This is a genomic window from Nocardia sp. NPDC056564, assembly GCF_042793755.1.
Lineage (GTDB): Bacteria > Actinomycetota > Actinomycetes > Mycobacteriales > Mycobacteriaceae > Nocardia.
In genome coordinates, this window is record NZ_JBHTUR010000003.1 from 175,692 (window position 1) to 189,487 (window position 13,796).

Genomic DNA, 13,796 nt, shown 5'->3' on the forward strand with positions numbered 1-13,796 from the left:
CGGCTAGCACGACGACGGTTCACCGGAATCGATCAGCAACGCGCGCAGGGTGTCGGCGAATTCCGTGAGTGCACAGGGCAATACCCGCGGATCGGCGACCACGCCGACGCTCAGCTGATCCCGCAGGATCAACGTGGTGACCATGAGCTCGTCGGCCATCAGCGGTGACAGCGGCAGCGTGGCCGTCACAGCGCGGCCGAATATCCTGTGTCGCCGGGCAAATCCGGGCGTGATGCTCACGCTGAGCTGACAGGTGTCCCGCACCATCCGCGCCATCAACCTGGTCTGCGCCCGCCACGGTAGATACTGCAAATCCACGCCGGCCGAGGCCAGCGCCCGGGCCTGCGCCACCGGATCGATGGCGGCCAGCTGTTCCCGCACCGTCCGAACCCGGTCGATCATCCGCCCACTCGACATCTCCAGGTCGAGGAACGCCGACGCGGTGGCATTACCGGTGTGCCGCAGCGCCTCGTCGAGGGTGACCGGCAGCATGATCCGCAATGCCTCCCCGGCGCCGCGCGGTGCTGCCCGTCGATACGCCTCGGCGGCGCTCGCCAGCAGATAATCGGTGCTGGACCCTGCGGTCGCGGCAGCGTTCCGGCGTAGCCGCGCCAGCGGAACGGCGAAGGTCGCGATCTGCCGCACACAGTCCGGCGGCGGAAACGGCAGCACTCGCCCGCCTCGACGCACCGAACGGGCGGCGCGGTACTGCCGCGGTACCTCGGTGCAGGTCCGCCAGGTGAAGGACCTGCGGAACGGAAACCGGGGCGCGGTAACGAATCTGGCGGAGTCGGCGACCGTCGAGTCCACGACCAATGCGGCGAAGCCAGGTCCGGCCAAGCCGTCGCTCAAGCAGTGCTGCACCCGCAGCAGTACCGTCTGACTCCCCCGGTCCTGTTCGTCGACCAGCGTGATGTCCCACAGCGGCACGGTACGGGTCATCGGCGTCGCCATGAGCTGTTCGATCAAGCGCGACAGCGCATCCTGGTCGTCCACCGCGGCCGCCTGCACGCGGGCCCGCGGGTCCACCTCTGCGCGAACAAATCTCGGTCGCCGACGCAGGCGCTCCGGCAGGCACAGGCGGTACAGCTCGTGCCCGCGTGCGCGATTCGCCACCCGCGCACGCAACTGTTCGAGCGTGACCGGATCGCCGGGTTCGAGCTGTAAGCCGAGCATCCAGTGCATCGGATGGCCAACACTGTCGAGGCGCAGTTGCACACAGTCCAGCTCGCTCAACCGATCCCGGCGACCGTCCGCCGTCCACCGTTGCCGCGGTCTCATGCGCCGAGCTCCCCCGGGTAGCCGAAGTACCGCATCGCCGGAGCCGGCTCGCTCCGCCCGATGGACTTCGCCAGCACCCGGCTCGGCCCGACCTCGACCAGCCGCGCACAGCCCAGGTCGCTCAGTCGCCGGATGACCGCGGTCCAGCGCACCGGCGCGGTCAGCTGTCGCTCGGCCAGGTCCCGCCACCGCTCGGCGGTGTACAGCCCCGCGTCCACATTCGCGACTACCCGAATACCGGTCGGCCGGAATTCGGCCGCGGCCAGGGCGTCGCGCAACGGCGGTGCGGCGGCGGCCATCAGCGGCGTATGGAACGCGCCATCGACGGGAATCCGCACGATTTTCAGCCGGACCTTCCTGGCCTCCTCGGTCACCGCCGCCACCCCGTCGACCGTGCCGGACACGACGACCTGTCGCGGCCCGTTCACGTTGGCCACCCACACCTGAGCGCCTTCGGCCCGGACCGCGGCCGTGAACTGTTCGACGGTGTCACCGCTCGCGCCGAGAATCGCGGCCATCGTCCCCGGGCGCTGCCGGGTGGCCGCGCGCATCGCCGCGCCGCGTGCCGCGACGAGCCGGGCGCCGGTCGCAGGCGCCAGCGCACCCGCCGCCACCAATGCCGTGTATTCCCCCAGGCTGTGCCCGGCGCACGCGCGCACCGGGCCGACCATGCCGTGCTCGACCAGGTAGTCCAACGCCATCAGCGACATGGTGAAGATCGACACCTGCGCCGAATCCGTACGCCGCAACTGCTGTTCGCCTGTGCGCAGCACCAACTCGGCCACGTCGTGGCCGGTCCATTCGGAAACCTCGCGGACGATCCGCCATTGCGGTGTGTCCCGCCATCGATCACCCATGGCGGGTCGCTGCGCGCCTTGGCCCGGGAAAATCAACGCACATCCGGTCCGCTCGCCGGACCGGGACGACGCTTCCACCCTGTCGTCACGCTCGAGCACAGCTCGACCGTAACGCGCGCTGCGGCACCGGTATTCGGTCAGACGTTGAGACGGCTTCAGCGAACGCACGATGATCCGCGCCGACGCCGTCGATACGCTCGCGATAGTTCGAGCCGCGAATCCCGGAGAGGCAGCCGTGGACGAAACCGCAGTGACCACTCGCCCCGTACCGGATGGCGGCCGAACGACGCTCGCGCAGTTGAGCTTCGAGCACACGGTGCCGCGCTCGCTCGTGCATCGCGCCGCGGTCAACGAGGTATTCCTCACCGACGCGGCGGTCATCGGCAAACGCGAATGGGCCGTTGCGGCCATGCTCCCGCGCAGCCACATGCTGTTCAACGACGGCGGCAATCCGGACTACCTGGATACCATCGCGATCATGGAGGTCACCCGGCAGGTGACCGAGTATGTCGCGCATCAATTCGTGAACGTGCCGGACAACCAGTTCTTGGTCTTCCGGGACATGCGGATCGATATCTTCGCGCCCGAACGCCTGCGCGCCGGCCCGGAACCGGCGCGCGTGGTGACCATCGTCAACGCGCGCACCTCCGAGCGCCTGGCTCAGCACCCGGTGACCATCATTGTCGACGGCCACGAATGCGGGCGGGCAGGCGGCCGGTGGCTGCCGTTGCCGCTGCACTACTACGAATACATTCGCGAACGCGCGCGGACGAAGACGCTCGCGCTCGGCCCGGAACCGGCGCGCGCGTTCGATCCGGCCACGCTGCTCTCCCCGGACCGGGTCGGCCGCGGCCTGCCGCGAAATATTCTGCTCACCAACGAGATTGCCAGTGGCGCGGACAGCATCGACTGCGAGCTCACCTTCGATCCGACGCATCCGGTGTTCTTCGACCATCCGATGGATCACGTGCCCGGCATGCTCCTGCTGGAGGCGGCGAGGCAGGCCTGCCTCGCCGCGCTGTCCGCACACCGCGGCACCGACCCGCGCCGGGCCGTGATCGTCGGCTGCGACGTCGATTTCGGCAACTTCTGCGAACCGGAGCTGCGCACCGGCTGCCGGGCGGCGATCACCGATTCCAGCGGCCCCCGCCCCGGCCGACGGCATCGGGTGCGCGTCGGCTTCGACCAGGCGGACGAGTCGCTCGGCGTCATCGCCCTCGACGTGCTCGACGAATCCGGTTCGGGCTGACGGGAGAACCAGGTGCGCACACCGGAGCGGGTCGCGGTGGTCGGGGCCGGGGTCTGCGGTATCGCCGCCGCGCTCGCGCTGCGGCGCGCGGGCTGTGCGGTGGAGATCCTGGAACGTGACGATCGAATCGGCGGGCGCCTCGGTGTCGCCGAACTCGACGGGCGCGAGGTGCTGCTGGGCGGCAAGAACATCGGGCGTCGCTACACCCGGTTCCGCGCGCTGCTGGACCTGCTCGGCGGCACCGGATACGAGCCGTTCGGCATCAATACCTCCAGGGTCGTCGCGGGCCGGCTGGTCGGCCTCGACAGCGGCAACCGGGCCGCGACGTTGAACGGCGTTCTGCGGATGTGCGATTGGCGGGACCTGGCCGCCCTCGACCGCATAGCGCGGACGGTGAAGTCCGCGGACCAGGCCCGGTTCCTCGGCTCCGATCTCGCCAGAAGACTGGGCCGGCACGACGATCGGCCGTTGTCGGAGCATTTCGGCAAGCGTACGACCGCCAACTTCCTCCGGCCGATCACGGTCCGGATGAACGGCGCCGAGCCGGACGAGGCCTACTACGGGAACTTCCCGGCCAACATGGGCATGCTGATCGACACCTTCGATCAGCCGACCACCGGATTGTCCACCCTGCTCGGGCGTATCGCTGATCTTCTCGAAATTCGGTACCGCACCGCGGTCACCGGCATCGCGCGGCTCGACGATGGCGTTGTTCTGCACCTGCTCGACGCGAGCGGGTATACCACCCGGGCACGCTACGACGCCGTCGTCGTCAGCACTCCCGCCCACGCGGCGGCACCGCTGCTCGCGTCGTTGTCGGACACCGTCGCCGAACTGCTGTACGCGGTGCGCTACTTCCCGGCCACGGTCGCGGTGGTCCGCTACGCACACAATGTCTTCGCCGCGGATGTCCGCGCCATCGCCCTCGACGACCAGCCGTGCAGCAACGCGGGCAGCTACGGCAAGGAGATGCGAAACGTTGTCCGATATACATTCTCGGGCAAACACGGTCGATTGATCGATCCCGCCGACGCCGATGTGCTCGACCTGGTCACCGATACCGAACACCAGTTGCGCACCCATCTCGGCATCACTATTCAGCCGAGAACCGCTGCGGCGGTGCGTCATTGGCCACACGCATACTGCGGCTACCTGCCGCATCACGGCGACTTCCTCGATGCGCTGTCCGCCGCGTCCGCCCCGCTCACCAACGTCGCCCTGGCCGGCGACTACCTGCTCGGCACCTCGATCGAGGCGTGCTGCCGATCCGGCGAAACGGCCGCCGCCGCACTGCTTTCGGCCACGCGCCGGGGAGCGATCGGGTGAGAATCCTGATCGTCGGCGGCGGCATAGCCGGGCTCACCCTCGCGGCGCGACTGCGCCAACGCGGACTGCGCCCCACCGTGATCGACACGATCGGCAGCTACGGTCCCACCGGGTACGCGATCGCACTGTGGCCGGCCGGGAGCCGGATCCTGCACGGGCTCGGGCTGTGGAACTCCTTCATCGACCTGAGCGTGCCGCTGCGGCGTTACGTCGTGCACGACCGCGACGGCACGATCCTGCACACCTTCGACCTCGACCGCCTCGATGCCTGCCGCGGGCTGCCCCGCGCCGCGCCGCGCGCCGAATTGCTGGCCATCCTGGAGTCGGCCAACGGCGGAACACCGGTCGATCTGGAGACCGAGGTGGAGCGGATGCGCCAGATCGGCTCGACCGTGCGGGTTCGGTTCGACGACGGCCGGGAGCGCGACTACGACCTGGTCGTCGGCGCGGACGGCATGCGTTCCCGTACCCGCAGGCAGGCGAAGCTACGCACCGCCGAGCATCGGTTCGGCTGGCGGATCTGGTGGTGGTGGGCGCATCGCGATGTCACTCCGCCGGGCGAGTTGCACGAGACCTGGGGGCTGCGACGCGTCATGTCCGCCTATCCGACCCAGGATCGCGTCGCCTGCTTCGTCGCGATCGCCGGCTCGTTCGACGGCGCGGACCGGGAGGCCGGGCAGTGGCCCCCGCGCGACCCGCGCCGCGCCGACGAGTGCTTGATCCTGCGCACCTTGCCCGACGCAGACCGGGTCGAGAGCCTGGATCTGGTGGAAGTCAACGTCCCGCAATGGATTCGAGGACGGATCGTGCTGCTCGGCGACGCCGCCGCCGGCCTGGTGCCGAGCACCGGCATCGGCGCGTCGCTGGCGATGGAGTCGGCCGCCGTGCTCGACGACGAACTGGTGCGGGTGGACACCGCGCACATCGACACCGCCCTCATCCGGTTCGCCCGCCGCCGCATGCCCAGGATCGACGCGGAACAGCACCGCGCCCGGGTGTTCGGCGAGGTGATGATGCTCAACCGCTGGAACGACCTTCCGCTCCAGCACCCATTCGCCGAGGAGAACCCATGACCAGCACGACGCTCGACGATATCCCCGGACTCTTCCGGTGCGAGACGGTCTCACGCGCCGACGCGACCAACCAGTTGCTAGCCTTGACCAGGCAGTTGCGCGCGGGCGCCGCCGACCGCGAGGTGTACACCGTGCATCAGCACGTCGACTGTCCACCCGAGGTCCTCTACGACTATCTGCTCGATATCCGCAGTGTCGAGGAATTCACCTACAGCATGCGCGATTTCCGCCCCAACGGCGACACCGGCCGCTACGTCGGAGTCGATGCCACCGACCCTGGGACCACGATCCACCTGCGCATCATCGGCAATCGCGAGGTCGGCACCGTCGACTACGAGTCGGCGTTCGATCAGGGCGACGATCTGTGGATGGTGTTCTGCGGCCGGGTGCTGTCCGCCCGCCGGGTGCAGCGCCGCAGCGGCGCACTGGTCTCATGGACGATCTGGCGGCATCCCTACTACGACAAGAATCCGTATCCGCGGCTTTCGCCGCGCCGCGGCCGGGTATGGCCCGGGTCGATGTGGCCGCTGTTCCACGCCTGCGATGTGCTGGAGCTGCGCAACCTGCAGACGATTCTCGAACATCGCGCGCGGCTCGCGCCCAGCGCCGGGCGATGACCCGTGGCGACCGACCACTACGATGCGGCGGCGGAGTTCTACGACATCGCCGGACGGCCCTATTGGAAGCCGCGGGCCGGCTTACTGGCGAAGGCCATGTCCGGTGCCGCGCAGACGAATTCACCGATCGTGGATGTCGGCGCCGGCACCGGGCTGGTCGTCGAGATCATCGGCGCGGCGCTGCCCACGGTCCCGATCATCGCGATCGAGCCCTCCTCGGCCATGCGCGCCGCACTCGCGAGCCGGGTGCAGGCGAACGGGCTGGCCCCACGGGTGACCATCGTCGCGGGCACGCTCGAGGAGACCACGCTGCCCGACCGGATCGGCGGCCTGGTCGCCTGCGGGGTGCTCGGGTATCTCGCACCGGAGGATCGGCACGGGTTGTGGCGACTGCTCGCCGACCGGCTGGCCACCGGCTGCCGGGCGGTCGTGGACGCCGCGCCGTTTCCCGCCACCCGGACGGTCCGCCCGATCCGCGTCGGCGTCGTGAGATTCGGCGTGCGACACCACGAGATCTGGCTCGGTTCGCGCCCCGCCGACCCGGGACGGATCGAATTGACCACGATGTGCCGGGTGGTGCAGGACGGGCGGACGGTACGGGAGTCGGTGAGCACCGTGTGCTGGTGGGCGCTCGAAATGCGAAGCATCGTCGCCGAAGCCACTGCGGCCGGACTCAGCTGCCGTCGCGCCGGATGGGACCTCATCACGTTGTCCACCGAGCCGGATCGACCACTCGATACTCAGCGGAGCGGCACCGCGACCTCCACCAAGTGTTGAGCCAGGTGTGACCATTCGGCCGAGGAAACAGGGCCGTACCCAAGGTTATCGTCGGCTCATACGGAACCGGTTCGCCCGGAACACCTTCCCCTCCGGTCCGTTTGGAGACCTGGCGACGCGAGGAGTGTCATGCCGAATCAGATTGCGGCGGAGACCGATTCGACATTCTGGCACGGATTCACCAATATGCGCGGGTTTCGCAGGCGCGGCATCAGCATCGCCTCGGCCGAGGGGGTCTGGGTGGTGGACACCGAAGGCAACCGATATCTCAACGCCTTCGGCGGACTGTGCAATCTCAGCCTCGGCGGCGCCCACCCCGAGATCATCGACGCGATCCGCGAGCAGGCGGGTAAGTTGCTGTATTTCCCCATCGAGCGGGCGACGCATCAGGCCGCCGACGAGTACGCCCGGCGGCTGGCCGCAGTGACCCCCGAGGGCCTGAACACCGTCTTCTTCGCGTCCACCGGCTCCGAGGCCAATGAAACCATCATCAAGATGATGCGGCAGTATCAGCGGCTGCGCTTCGGCGCGGACACCGCGAAACTCGGCGTAATCGCCCTGGATCGGGCCTATCACGGGGTCACCTACGGCGCCTTGAGCGCCACCGGCTCCGCGTTTCGCCGGTTCCGCACACAGTTCGAACCCTTGACCCCCGGCTTTCACCACGCACCCTCCCCGTACGCGTACCGGTGTGAATCCGGTTGCGCCGGAACCTGCACGCTCGCCTGCGTCGACGCGATCGAGACGATGGTCGTGCGGCTCGGGCCGGCCAAGGTCGCCGGCGTGCTCGTCGAACCGGCGCTCGGCGTCGGCGGCGCGATCGTGCCGACCCGCGAGTATCACGAGCGGCTGCGCGAGATCTGCGACCGCAACGACCTGTTGCTCGCCTACGACGAGGTGATCACCGGATTCGGCAGGCTCGGTGAATGGTTCGGCGCCGGCTACTTCGACGTGCGACCGGACTTCATGGCCCTGTCCAAAGGCATCAACAGTGGCTATCTGCCGTTCGGCGCCGTGGTCGTACACGACGACATCTATCGCGAATTCCTCTCCGCCGTTGATGGTTTCATCGCGACCGGCAGCACCACGAACGGCAATCCGCTGTGCTGCGCCTCGGCGCTGGCCACCCTGGAGATCATGCAGCGCGACGGCATCGTCGACCAGGTGCGCCAGACCGGCAAGTACCTCTTCGACAAGTTCGCGCGGCTGCGTGAGTACCCGATCGTCGGCGATATTCGCGGCGCCGGATTGCTGATGGGGATCGAGCTGGTCAAGAACCGGGACACCAAAGAGCCTATCCCGCAACAGCAGTGGCAGGTGATCGAGGACCGGCTCGCGCTGAGCGGGCTGATCATCGGCAGCCAGGGCGCGGAGGGTCTGGGCGGCACCATCGGCATCGTCCCGCCGCTCACCATCACGACCGAGGAGGTCGACGAGCTCTACCGCCGCCTCGACGGCGTGCTGGCCAGGTACTCCCGGCTCACCGCCAAGAGCTGAACCCGTTATCGCCCAAGCAAACCCACCATGTACACCGATCCGAGGAGGAACGCCGTGGGGTTCATGCTGAGTTCGGACGAACTCGACGACATCGTACGCAGCGCGGTCGCATTGGCGCTCGCCGTCGAACCATCCGACGTCACGCCGGGCAAATTGCTGATTCCGGAGCTCGGCGCGGAATCGATCGACTTCCTGGACATCACCTTTCGGCTCGAGCAGTTCCTGCCGATCTCGGTGCCGCGCGACGATCTGAACGAGCAGGCCGAGGATGTGTTCGGCGCCGGAGCGGCGGTGGACACGCTGCGCAGGCTGACCCCGCTGGGCGCCTATCTGGTCCGCGAACGTCTCCTCGGGGTCGATCTGAGCAAGGTCGAACCCGGGATGCGCGTCGAAGACGTGGCCGCGCTGTGGACCGTGCACACCTGGGGTGGGCTGTGCCGGCGGCTGCTCGACACTATCCCGGAGCGGTGCCAGGCCTGCGGCGGCAGCCGGACGTTCCTGCGCAACGAGGACGGCGAGTTCCACGCCGAATGTGACACGTGCGGAACCGAACTCACCGCGATACCGGGCGACGAGCTGAACCAGAACTGGTTCGAGGAGATCCGCGAACTCGACGAGGTCGCGCTGTTGGTCCAGCAGAGCCGGGCGCAGGCGGCCGAGGCAGCGGCGGCGACCGCACCGGCCCCGGCCGACGCCGTCGCGGAGTGACCGGTGTTCGGCGAGGAGCACCCGCGACGGGTGGTCATCACCGCGGCGGAGATGGTGACGCCGCTCGGCGCGGACGCCGAGACGACCTTCCGTGGCTTCGTCGACGGTCGCTCCGGAATTCGCACCACCACCCGATTCGACGCCTCCGGACTCGGCTCCCAGGTCGCGGCCGAGATCGATGACGGATTCCGCGCCACGATCGAATGGCCGCCAGACGCCGAGGCACTGTCCCGATCGGCCCCACGGGCGGTTCAACTCGGCCTCGCCGCCGGGCTCGCGACGAAACGGGCCGCCGGACTTGCCGATACACCCCCGCAGCGATTCGGGGTGTGCGTCGGCACCTCCGGTCACATGTATGACATCGGCGTCTTGGACGAACTGCTCCAGCACAGAATGGGCAGGGGGACAGCCGGTCCCGGGGCGGAGTTCGCCGGCCTGCTGGCCACGCAGCGGCACAGCATGCGCAAGAACGCCAGCGCGGCCGCGCTCGCCCACCTGTGCGGTGCGGCCGGACCGACCATGACGGTGTCGTCGACCTGCGCGTCGGGCACCCAGGCGATCGGCGAGGCCACGCTCTGGATCCGCGAGGGCGATGCCGACGCGGTGCTGGCGGGCGGCTGCGATTCGCTGCTCAGTTTTCTCGGAATCTCGTCATTCGATCTGCTCACCGCGCTGGCCACCCGGTTCAACGATCACCCCGCCGCCGCGAGTCGCCCGTTCGACCGCAGACGCTGCGGCTTCGTGATGGGCGAGGGCGCCGCCTTCGTGATGCTGGAGGAGCTCGAACACGCGCTGGCGCGCGGCGCCGAACCGCTGGCCGAGGTGGCCGGGTACGGCACATCCTGTGATGCCTATCGCATCACCGATAGTCCGCCGCACGGTGCGGGCGCAGTGCTGGCGATGTCCGGCGCCCTCACCGACGGCGGGCTCCGGGCCGAGGACATCGACTACATCAGCGCGCACGGCACCTCGACACTGATCAACGATCGAGCCGAAACCCGCGCCGTGCACAAGGTTTTCGGCGATCGCGCGGCCGCGATCCCGATCAGCTCGCAGAAGTCGATGATCGGGCACACGATCGCCGCCGCGGGCGCGATCGAATGCGTCACCTGTGTGCACGTGCTGCGCACCGGCCTGATTCCGCCCACCATCAACTACGAATTCCCGGACCCCGACTGCGATCTGGACTATGTACCGAATACCGCTCGCGCGCAGGAGGTTCGAATCGCGATGAGCAACTCGTTCGGGTTCGGCGGCCAGAATGCGAGCATCGTGCTGCGCCGCTGGGCGGACGGCGACGGCCATGGGTGAACGCGTGGTGGTGACCGGCGTCGGCGCGGTGTCCGCGCTCGGCAACGACGCGCGCACGCAGTGGAACGCGTTGCTGCGCGGGGTTTCCGGTGTCGCGCGGCTGCGCGAGCTCGCCGAAGATCTCGAACTGCGCGCCGACTGCGACCGGCCACTCGCCGCGGCGCGGGTGCGGGGCATCGACCCGGGCGACTGGATCACCGACCGCAAGGCCGCCCGCGCCATGCGGCTGCACACGCACCTGGCCTTCGCCGCGACCGGACAGGCCATGACCTCGGCGAAGATCCATCCGGGCAACATCGACGCCGACGCGACCGGAATCACCCTGGGCGTCACCATGATCGACTACGACATCGCCGACCTGGAACTCGCCGCCCGGCGGTCATTGCACGATCCGACCGGCTTCGACATCGAACGGTTCTGCCGCACCGGGTGGCGCGCCATCTCGCCCATGGTCTCCATCGTGATGCTCAACAACGCCACCCTCTGCCAGATCGCCATGCAGTACCGGCTGCACGGGCCGAACGCCTCGTTCAGCCCCTTCGGCGAGGCCGGCGGGCAGGCGATCGGCGCGGCGCTGCGCATGTTGCAGGAGGGCGACGCCGAGGTCATGCTCGCCGGCGGGGTCAGCCCGCGGCTGAATCTGTCTGCCCTGCAACGCATGCTCTACCTCGGCATCGTCGCGCGGACCACAGACCCGGCGGCCGGATCGTGCCGGCCGTTCGATCGGGACCGTACCGGGACGGTGCCCGGCGAAGGGGCGGCCGTGCTGGTGCTCGAGACGCTCACGCACGCCAGGGCCAGGGGCGCGCACGTGCTCGCCGAGGTGCTGGGCCACGGTGCGGCGGTCGGCGCGCCGCCCGGACCGGAACCGCACCCGCCGCACGCGGCGATCGAACAGTCTTTGGCCGCGGCCCTCGACGACGCGGGGCTGACCCCGGACCAGCTCGGTTGCGTGTACGCCGACGCGCCGGGACTGCGGTCGGGCGACGCCGTCGAGGCGGCCGCGATCGGCGCCGTACTCGGCCGGCACGCACCCGGCATCCCGGTGACCTCGGCCAAGGGCGCCACCGGTCACCTGCTGGCCGCCGCGCTGCCGCTGCACAGCGTCTTCGCCGTGCACGGCCTGGTCGAGCGGCGGGTGCCCGCGATCGCCAATCTTCGCTATGCCGAACCGGATTCGGGCCTGGCCCTGGTATGCGGCGGCGCGCGCCGGATGGGTGCCGGCACCGCCGTGGCCTGCCTGGCCGGTGGGTTCCGCGGGCAGAGCGAGTGCGTCGTGTTCGGTGCGTTCGAGGCGAAGGGGGCGTGATGCGATTCCTGCTCTACGACCGGGTGCTGGAGGCGAGCAAGCGCGAGTCCATGGTCGCGGTGAAACACGTCTCGCTCACCGAGGACCATTTGACCGCCGGCTACGCGGGCCGTCGGCTGCTCAGCGGGTCGCTGCTGCTCGAGTCGATGGCGCAGGTCGCCGGCTGGCTGGTCCATCTGAGCACCGACTTCACCGTCTCGGCGTTCCTGTGCCTCATCGACCGGGCCGAGATCGTCGGCGAACTCCCGCCGGGCCGGGCCATGCGGGTCGAGGCGCGCATGCTCGGGCTGAGCAAACGCTGGGCGCAGCTCAGCTGCGCGGCCTACGACGAGACCACGCCCATCGCGCGCATCGCACGGCTGAACTACGTGCTCCAGGACATCACCGACCCGGCCGAGATCGCCGCCGAGGAAAACCGGTTCCGCTACTACTCCGGCTGGTCACTCGACCGGATCCGGGCCGAGCCGAATGGGCCGGTGTCCCCGTGAACCGGGTGGTCGTGACCGGGCTCGGCGCGGTCACCCCGATCGGGCTCGGGCACCGCCGGTTCTGGGCCAACCTCGTGGCAGGTACCTCGGGCGAGGGGCCGATCACGCTGTTCGACGCGTCCGCCCTCCCGACCCGGATCGCCGCCGAGGTCGCGGAATTCGACGTGCACGACTACTGGGACGGCCCGTTCCCCGCCGAGCTGCGCGCCGACCGGCAGGCCCGGTTCGCGCTCGCGGCCTGCGCCATGGCTCTCGCCGACAGCGGTCTGACCCGGACCGGCGGTCCGATCGCGGCGAGCACCACCGAGCGGGTCGGGCTGGTGCTCGGCACCGGGCTCGGCATCGTCGGCATGGACGACATCGCCGGCCACCTCGACGACCACGGCCGGTTCCGGCTCCCCGCGCCGCTGGCCGGTCCGGCGACGATCAACCCGGTTTCGCTGATCCGCGATCCGCAGGACCTGGTGATCGGCTTACTCGCCGGGCATCTGGGCATCACCGGACCGACCACCGTGATCACCTCGGCCTGCGCGGCCGGCGCACACGCCATCGGCACCGCGTTCCGCCTGCTCCGGCGTGGCGGCGTCGACATCGTGCTCTGCGGCGCAACGGATTCCATGATCAACCCGCTCGGCCTGGCCGGGCTCGTCGCGCTCGGTGCGCCCTCGACCGACAATCTGGCCGGTCGCACCGGCCGCCCGTTCGACGCGACCAGGACCGGTTTCGTGGTCGGCGAGGGCGCCGGCATGGTCGTGCTGGAGACCGAGGCGCATGCCCGCCGCCGGTCGGCGCCGTGGTACGCGGAGGTCGCCGGGTTCGGCTGCTCGCTCGACGCGCACCGGTTCACCGAACCGCACCCGAACGGCGACGGGGCCGCGCTGGCCATGCGGGCGGCGATGGCCGACGCGGCGGTGAGCCCGGACCAGGTCGGCCTGGTCAACGCGCACGGCACCGCGACCATCCTCAACGATCGGGTGGAGACCACCGCGATCAAGCACGTCTTCGGCCGCGCCGCGACCCGGCTCGCGGTCACCGCGAACAAGTCGATGACCGGCCATCTCATCGCCGCCTGCGGCGCCGTGGAATTCATCAGCACCGTACTGAGCGTGCGTACCGCCCTCGTGCCGCCGACCGTCAACTATCGCCATCGCGACGCCGAATGCGATCTCGACTACGTGCCGGGCACAGCCCGGCACCTGCCGGTGGACGTGGCGCTGACCAACTCGTTCGGCCTCGGCGGCCAAAACGGCACCCTTGTGGTGCGCCGCGCCGCCGACGACGCGTTGACACCGGTCTGAGGAGG

13 protein-coding genes are annotated in these 13,796 nt (G+C 69.5%); 11 read left to right on the top strand and 2 right to left on the bottom strand.

Annotated elements, in window-relative coordinates; genetic code table 11:
- Positions 1–3: 3 nt before the first annotated feature.
- On the bottom strand, positions 4–1,281 hold the full coding sequence (locus ACFQ9K_RS08710) for a wax ester/triacylglycerol synthase domain-containing protein (RefSeq protein ID WP_378714657.1): 1,278 nt from the start codon (positions 1,279–1,281) through the stop codon (positions 4–6).
- The gene (locus ACFQ9K_RS08715) at positions 1,278–2,453 is read right to left on the bottom strand and encodes an ACP S-malonyltransferase (RefSeq protein ID WP_378982999.1); all 1,176 of its coding nucleotides are present in this window, start codon (positions 2,451–2,453) and stop codon (positions 1,278–1,280) included. The genes ACFQ9K_RS08710 and ACFQ9K_RS08715 overlap by 4 nt, the downstream gene beginning before the upstream one ends.
- On the opposite strand from ACFQ9K_RS08715, the gene ACFQ9K_RS08720 reads away from it, so the two are divergent.
- From ACFQ9K_RS08720 to ACFQ9K_RS08770, 11 genes are all read left to right on the top strand, one after another.
- Positions 2,374–3,387, top strand: a complete 1,014-nt coding sequence (locus ACFQ9K_RS08720; RefSeq protein WP_378714655.1) for an AfsA-related hotdog domain-containing protein — start codon at positions 2,374–2,376, stop codon at positions 3,385–3,387. The genes ACFQ9K_RS08715 and ACFQ9K_RS08720 overlap by 80 nt on opposite strands.
- Before the next feature lie 12 nt (positions 3,388–3,399).
- On the top strand, positions 3,400–4,713 hold the full coding sequence (locus ACFQ9K_RS08725) for an FAD-dependent oxidoreductase (protein WP_378714654.1): 1,314 nt from the start codon (positions 3,400–3,402) through the stop codon (positions 4,711–4,713).
- The gene (locus tag ACFQ9K_RS08730) at positions 4,710–5,786 is read left to right on the top strand and encodes an FAD-dependent oxidoreductase (RefSeq protein ID WP_378714653.1); all 1,077 of its coding nucleotides are present in this window, start codon (positions 4,710–4,712) and stop codon (positions 5,784–5,786) included. Before ACFQ9K_RS08725 ends, ACFQ9K_RS08730 begins: the two co-directional genes overlap by 4 nt.
- The gene (locus tag ACFQ9K_RS08735) at positions 5,783–6,403 is read left to right on the top strand and encodes an SRPBCC family protein (RefSeq protein ID WP_378714652.1); all 621 of its coding nucleotides are present in this window, start codon (positions 5,783–5,785) and stop codon (positions 6,401–6,403) included. Before ACFQ9K_RS08730 ends, ACFQ9K_RS08735 begins: the two co-directional genes overlap by 4 nt.
- A gap of 3 nt (positions 6,404–6,406) precedes the next feature.
- Positions 6,407–7,180, top strand: a complete 774-nt coding sequence (locus ACFQ9K_RS08740) for a class I SAM-dependent methyltransferase (RefSeq protein ID WP_378714651.1) — start codon at positions 6,407–6,409, stop codon at positions 7,178–7,180.
- 129 nt (positions 7,181–7,309) lie between these two features.
- Positions 7,310–8,677 (top strand): aspartate aminotransferase family protein, encoded by a 1,368-nt coding sequence (locus ACFQ9K_RS08745; RefSeq protein WP_378714650.1) that lies wholly within the window; start codon positions 7,310–7,312, stop codon positions 8,675–8,677.
- A gap of 63 nt (positions 8,678–8,740) precedes the next feature.
- Positions 8,741–9,385, top strand: a complete 645-nt coding sequence (locus tag ACFQ9K_RS08750) for an acyl carrier protein (protein WP_378714749.1) — start codon at positions 8,741–8,743, stop codon at positions 9,383–9,385.
- A gap of 3 nt (positions 9,386–9,388) precedes the next feature.
- Positions 9,389–10,696, top strand: coding sequence for a beta-ketoacyl-[acyl-carrier-protein] synthase family protein (locus tag ACFQ9K_RS08755; protein ID WP_378714648.1), 1,308 nt, complete (start codon positions 9,389–9,391; stop codon positions 10,694–10,696).
- Positions 10,689–12,005 carry a beta-ketoacyl-[acyl-carrier-protein] synthase family protein gene (locus tag ACFQ9K_RS08760; protein WP_378714646.1) on the top strand — a complete coding sequence of 439 codons (1,317 nt, stop codon included), beginning with the start codon at positions 10,689–10,691 and terminating at the stop codon, positions 12,003–12,005. The genes ACFQ9K_RS08755 and ACFQ9K_RS08760 overlap by 8 nt, the downstream gene beginning before the upstream one ends.
- Positions 12,005–12,493 carry a hypothetical protein gene (locus ACFQ9K_RS08765; protein ID WP_378714645.1) on the top strand — a complete coding sequence of 163 codons (489 nt, stop codon included), beginning with the start codon at positions 12,005–12,007 and terminating at the stop codon, positions 12,491–12,493. Before ACFQ9K_RS08760 ends, ACFQ9K_RS08765 begins: the two co-directional genes overlap by 1 nt.
- The gene (locus ACFQ9K_RS08770) at positions 12,490–13,791 is read left to right on the top strand and encodes a beta-ketoacyl-[acyl-carrier-protein] synthase family protein (RefSeq protein ID WP_378714644.1); all 1,302 of its coding nucleotides are present in this window, start codon (positions 12,490–12,492) and stop codon (positions 13,789–13,791) included. The genes ACFQ9K_RS08765 and ACFQ9K_RS08770 overlap by 4 nt, the downstream gene beginning before the upstream one ends.
- The last annotated feature ends 5 nt before the right edge of the window (positions 13,792–13,796 follow it).